Source organism: Geitlerinema sp. CS-897 (assembly GCF_028368005.1).
In the GTDB taxonomy this organism is placed as follows: domain Bacteria; phylum Cyanobacteriota; class Cyanobacteriia; order Cyanobacteriales; family Geitlerinemataceae; genus Baaleninema; species Baaleninema simplex.
Genome location: NZ_JAQNCQ010000021.1, coordinates 1 through 5,415 on the forward strand (window position 1 = coordinate 1; position 5,415 = coordinate 5,415).

6 protein-coding genes are annotated in these 5,415 nt (G+C 52.3%); 1 reads left to right on the top strand and 5 read right to left on the bottom strand.

Annotation, left to right across the window (positions count from 1 at the left end; genetic code table 11):
• Positions 1–183 precede the first annotated feature (183 nt).
• The 3 genes from POG22_RS00745 to POG22_RS00755 all read right to left on the bottom strand — a co-directional run bounded on the left by POG22_RS00745 (position 184) and on the right by POG22_RS00755 (position 3,330).
• Positions 184–2,160, bottom strand: coding sequence for a Calx-beta domain-containing protein (locus POG22_RS00745; RefSeq protein WP_498903065.1), 1,977 nt, complete (start codon positions 2,158–2,160; stop codon positions 184–186).
• A 712-nt stretch (positions 2,161–2,872) separates the two neighbouring features.
• Entirely contained in the window at positions 2,873–3,073 is a 201-nt protein-coding gene (locus POG22_RS00750; RefSeq protein ID WP_071592084.1) for a hypothetical protein, read from the bottom strand.
• A gap of 83 nt (positions 3,074–3,156) precedes the next feature.
• Positions 3,157–3,330: a hypothetical protein gene (locus POG22_RS00755; protein WP_498903067.1), complete on the bottom strand. Its 174-nt coding sequence runs from the start codon at positions 3,328–3,330 to the stop codon at positions 3,157–3,159.
• Between POG22_RS00755 and POG22_RS00760 the strand changes: the two genes are divergently transcribed.
• Positions 3,324–3,743, top strand: coding sequence for a response regulator (locus POG22_RS00760; protein WP_063715265.1), 420 nt, complete (start codon positions 3,324–3,326; stop codon positions 3,741–3,743). The two genes, POG22_RS00755 and POG22_RS00760, sit on opposite strands and share 7 nt — an antisense overlap.
• Here POG22_RS00760 and POG22_RS00765 read toward each other — a convergent pair.
• Positions 3,708–5,015, bottom strand: a complete 1,308-nt coding sequence (locus tag POG22_RS00765) for an RNA-guided endonuclease InsQ/TnpB family protein (protein WP_498903072.1) — start codon at positions 5,013–5,015, stop codon at positions 3,708–3,710. The genes POG22_RS00760 and POG22_RS00765 overlap by 36 nt on opposite strands.
• A gap of 170 nt (positions 5,016–5,185) precedes the next feature.
• On the bottom strand, positions 5,186–5,415 hold a 230-nt coding region (locus POG22_RS00770), incomplete at its 5' end, for a hypothetical protein (protein WP_498903070.1).

Consider the following 5,415-nt stretch of genomic DNA (forward strand, 5'->3'; position numbering starts at 1 on the left):
ACGGAATCCGAATTTCAAACACTGGTTTTTTCCAACCTGAAAAACCCCTCTATCCCCCCAACCCCCCTCTTCTTTGGGGGGCTAAGGGGGGATGTGGTGAAGACTTCTTGAAACCTAGCTTATCGGGAACGGATTCCGTATCAGGATTTACACCCGATTTTTCGAGTCACGCACCCTACAGAATTAAACCCAGCCCACGGCAGAGGTATCGACGACAGTGCGGAGATCGGGGGAAATCTCAAGAGTGTAGTCGAACGGTGACGAGTCCGAACCCACCTGAGTCATCGCCGAACCGTCGGGATTGCGAGGATTGAAGAAAGAGCGGGCGCTGACGACGAGGTTTCCACTGCCGTTGGTGGTGACATCGGTAATCGTCAGGGTGTTGCTATTACCACTGCTCAACAGCGCCGAGAGATACGCCGCACTTTGTAACTCACCCGTAGCCAAGTCGATTTGACCGATAACGGACACCTTAGCACCGCCGCCCGCTCCATAACTCTTGAGCCAGTTTTGAGTGGCGCTACCGCTGGCCCGTCGCCAGTCTTGACTGGACGTACCTTGAGTTCCGTCGGTGCTAAATACGGCGTAGAGGTTGCTCCCGTTCCAGAACAAACCGTAACCCCGTCCGTCTGCTCCTGTCGCTTCGTAGTCGGTGCGTATCCAGTTGTTACTGGGATTGCTGCTGTCGAAACTGGCGATGATGGGGTTTTGGTTGATGCTACTGGCTTGATGCGTGCCGATGTAAAGGGTTTGCGTGCCGATCGTCAACCGCTGTGCGCTCGTCGCGGCAATGGTGGCTTCGGAATCGCTGGGAGAAAAGCCAACAAAGCTCGTGTCGATCGCGGCGGGTAAACTCCCTGTCGATGGTGTAGGTACGCTATCGTCGTCTTCAATGGTGACGGTCACTTCGTCGGAACTGTCGAGAACGCCGCCGTCGATGTTGGTGAGCGTGACTTTAAAGGTTTCGTCTCCCTCGGTGTCGTTGTCGTTCGAGATCGGGATCGTCACGGTTTTTCGGACTTCCCCGAGGTTAAAGGTCACGCTGCCGGAGGTTGCAGTGTAATCGCTACCGGCTCGGGCCGATCCGTCGCTGGTACGGTAGTCTACGGTCGTTGCCGCGATCGCGTCGGAACGTTCGAGGGTCAAACTCACGGTTCCGTCGTCTTCTCGGACGATATATTGAGACCCGATGAACCCGACGCGCAAGTTAGAGGTGTCGAAGAAGGAGAAGGGATCGCTACCGCCTCCAGACCCCGTACTGGGATCGCTGGGATCGCTGGGATCGGTCGGATCGCTACTACCTCCAGACCCCGTACTGGGATCGCTGGGATCGCTGGGATCGCTACCGCCTCCAGATCCCGAATTGCTCGAATCGAGTCCGAGGGCGAGTTCTAAGGTGCGACTGTCGATATTTTTAAGGATCGCGAGATATTCACCGCTTTGGCGATCGCGTGCGATGGTATCGCTAGCGTATTCGTCGGTTCCGGCCTCGAGGTTTAAGCGATCGAGGGTCAATCCGCCAATGAGTAACAAGCTGTCTTCGTTGGGGTTGTAGTCCTCGATGATATCGGCGTTTTCGAGAGCCGAACCGCCGGTGGTCGGACTGAGGGAAAAGCGATCGCGGCCTTCTCCACCGTAGAGGGTATCGCTGCCGACATCGCTGTAGAGGGTATCGTCGCCGAGGTCGCCGTAGAGGAGATCGTTGCCGAAATCTCCGAAGACCACATCGTTGTCTTTTCCGGCCATGACGGTATCGTTGCCGTCGCCGCCGAAGATGCTATCGACTCCCTGGTTGCCGTAAAGTAAATCGGCGTCGTCGTTTCCGTAGATTTCGTCGTTTTCGCTGCCTCCGCTGACGCTATCGTTGCCACTGCCTCCAAAGAGAAGGTCGTTGTCGCGATCGCCGACAATTTCGTCGTCTCCTGCTTCCCCGCGAACCATATCGTTTCCCTGGCCGGCATAGATGGCGTCGTCGCCGTCGTTGCCGTAGAGTCGATCGTCGTCTTGGTTCCCGAAGAGATAGTCGTTGCCTCCCATACCCACGACCGTATCGATTCCCGCTCCCGCCACGATGAGGTTGTTGTCGTCGTTGGCCACGAACAGGTTCGCCTCGGAGTCGAGGGTAACGGAACTGACGGAACTTAAGTCAAGTGCAACCATAGTCTCGCTCTCTATGCGATCGATTTCGATACAATGCGACGGTGCGGACGGCACGCACGCACGAACGATGGAGATGGCTTGACTCTGACGAAATGTGTGCGACACCTTCGCACTCGATTCGTTCGCACTGAATTCATTGGAATCGAATTCACGCACATTTAAGTTCGATCGCACTCAATGAGAATCTCCGAAAAAAATCATCTGAGATTTTGCATTTTCTGTTGTCGGACAACTTGCCACGACAATCAGATCGGATAGAGATCTCGTGCGATCGAAGTCGTATCCGTGTTTTTACGGATCGATTGACATAGGGGCTAGTCGCCTCTATTTGCCGTCAATTTGTTGTCCTTACGGTCGATAAGATTATCTTTCCGGAAAAAATTATAAGTTTCTTTTTTTAGTTTTATTGATTACAATTTCAAAAAAAATAGCTCAAAAAATAAAGTGTAAATACAGATAAATTGATTTTTTTTAGATCGCTTTTGCGCGTTTATACGGACAATAAAAATACCGAATTTTACGGAAGACAGAACGAGTGTCGCTCGACTATCATCGGTAGTTGTCGTTCGATCGCCATCGCAACTACGACCGAATCTATCCGAAGGCATCCGATCTCACAGAACGACAAACACGACAAAAGTTCCGCGATCGCTCGAGGGTCGCAGATAAAATTACGATAAAACTCAATGTGCCAGGTCTCGCTGGCGATCGCTCAATCGAGCATCTCGATCCACCCACGCCGCACTGCATGAAGCAGACGATCGATGGCTGCTCTGTCTTCTTCAGACATCCGATTTTCCAACAGTACAGTTCTCAACGCCTGTCGTTCGGAAAGGGTCAAACACCCCGAGCGCCAGACCCTGACTACGACTTCGCTAATGGCGATCGTGGATGAAATTGTTGATGAAAACATAAGCATCCTCGGGGTCTGTATTCAAGACTACCGGATTACTATGCACAATTTTCTCAGATCTTCCAGCGATCGCACCCCGTTCGTCAGGCGATCGGTATCACAAAATGACGCGATCGCGATCGCTGACAAATTGCCAACATTAAACTTTGGGAGGAGTGAGGAGAAGTAATGCGCCACAGTTGGCGATCGTCCGGATACCGATCGCGATCGCGCGAACAAATGAGGGTCAGGGCCTTTGGGAGTAACGATCGTGACAACAGTGTTAGTCGTCGAAGACGATCCGATCAACTGGCGAGTTTTCCAAAAAATTCTCACGCGACGCGGTGGTTTAAATGCTCTGCATACCGAAGACGTTGACGAAATACTCAATATCGCGCGATCGGGTTCTGCTGATATTATTCTGATGGATGTTTCTTTGGGGAACAGCCAATACGAAGGGCAACCCGTAGACGGACTCCGCATTACGCAACTGCTGAAAGCCGATCCGCAAACCGCTCATCTCCCCGTAATTCTCGTGACTGCCAACGCAATGGTAGGCGATCGCGAGGCATTTCTCAAAAAAAGCGGTGCAGACGGCTACATTGCCAAACCCATTCTCGACCACAACGACTTTATCGCTCAAATTCGCGCCATGTTACCGAAGACGGAAGATGGAGAGATGAGAGGTTGACACTCCCCAGCTATCACGGCGTGGGGATTCTTCCTTCAACGATTCGACTTGCTCTGACAGGTTTTCACCCGCCAAAGTAGCGGTCAAATCTCCAGAAGCGTTTGGGTCATCGACCCAAGTTCCGGTATGCCCTACCGTACTCAAGGCAGCGTTCAGGATGTTGACTGCGGCGTTATGGTCTCTGTCAAGTTCGCAACCACACTGACAAACATGGGTTCTCGTCGAAAGAGATTTTTGAACGATCGCACCACAACTCGAGCATTTTTGAGAGGTATAGGCAGGATTCACTGCCACGGTAATCTTGCCGAACTTCACCCCAAAATACTCCAACCACTTCCTAAACTGATACCAACCTGCATCGTGAATCGACTTGGCGAGACAGTGGTTCTTGACTAGATTCCGTATCCTCAAATCTTCGTAGGCCACCAGATCGTTAGATTGGATGACGCAACGCGCCAGTCTCTTGGCGTGTTCTTCACGTTGCCGACTTATTTTGAGGTGAACTCGTCCGAGTCGATTGACGGCTTTTTTTCGGTTAGCAGAGCCTTTCTGTTTTTTGCCCACCCTTCGGTGAGCGTGTTTGAGACGCTTCTCAGTGTTTCGGTAAAACCTCGGGTTCGGTTCGCACGCTCCGTTTGAATCGGTGTAGAACTCTTTGAGTCCGACATCCAACCCCACGGTATTTCCTGACGGTTCGAGTGTTTCTCGAACCTCGACACTAACGCAGAACTGAGCGTAATAGCCATCGGCTCTGCGAATCAGTCGAACCCGTTTGATTTGTTCTGTGCTGTAAAACGCCAAATCCCAGGTTCCAACTAGCTTCAGTCGTCCGATATTCTTCTTGTCCGTAAAGACAATGTGTTTGGGGTCGAGTAACTTCCAACCGGAGGTTTTGTACTCGACCGAACGACTGTTTTTCTTGAACCTGGGATATCCTTCTCTTGGTGCGCGTTCCCTAGCGCCGTGCGACGGCGCGGGGTCGCACCGCTTCTTGCCGGGAACAGACTTGCGGCAGTTCTCGAAGAATCGAGAAATTGCCGACCAGGCACGTTCGGCAGAAGCTTGACGAGCCGTGCTGTTGAGTTCTCGAGCAAAGTCGTACTCTCGGGCAAGTACCCGACAGTATTTATTGAGGTCGTATTTGTTAACCCCAGGGGTATCAATCCAATACCGTAGCGCCTTGTTGCGAACGAACTGTGCGGTTCGGATCGCTTCGTCGATGGCGGCGTATTGGTGGGGCTTCCCTTTGACTTTAAACTCGAGGACTAGCACGGTGGTCTGGCTCGATTGTACGAACGATTCTAGCACAAAATCCTGGATTGCCGAAAGCCGCCCTAGAAGGGCGGGGTTTTAAACCCAAAATTTTCGATAAGAAGCTTCTTCAGGGGAGAGGGGGAGAGCTGATAAGGCTATGATTTTACACTGTTCCCTGTTCCCCGTTCTTAGGAGGTATCGAAAGCCAAAGAAGCCCCAGGATAGGGAGAAGTACGGTGGCGTCCCCAACTCAAGGGAAGTCCTTGAAAGAGGCGGACGACAAAAGAGATACAGCCAAGGCGCCAACAAGAAAGAGTTCTCGGTCTGAGGGTCGCGGCGGCCAGACCTGTGGAGTCCGAGTCAGTCCGAGGGGAGGTCGAAGGCTTTTGGGAGTCTTCCCGACAAGCCCCTTCTGTGA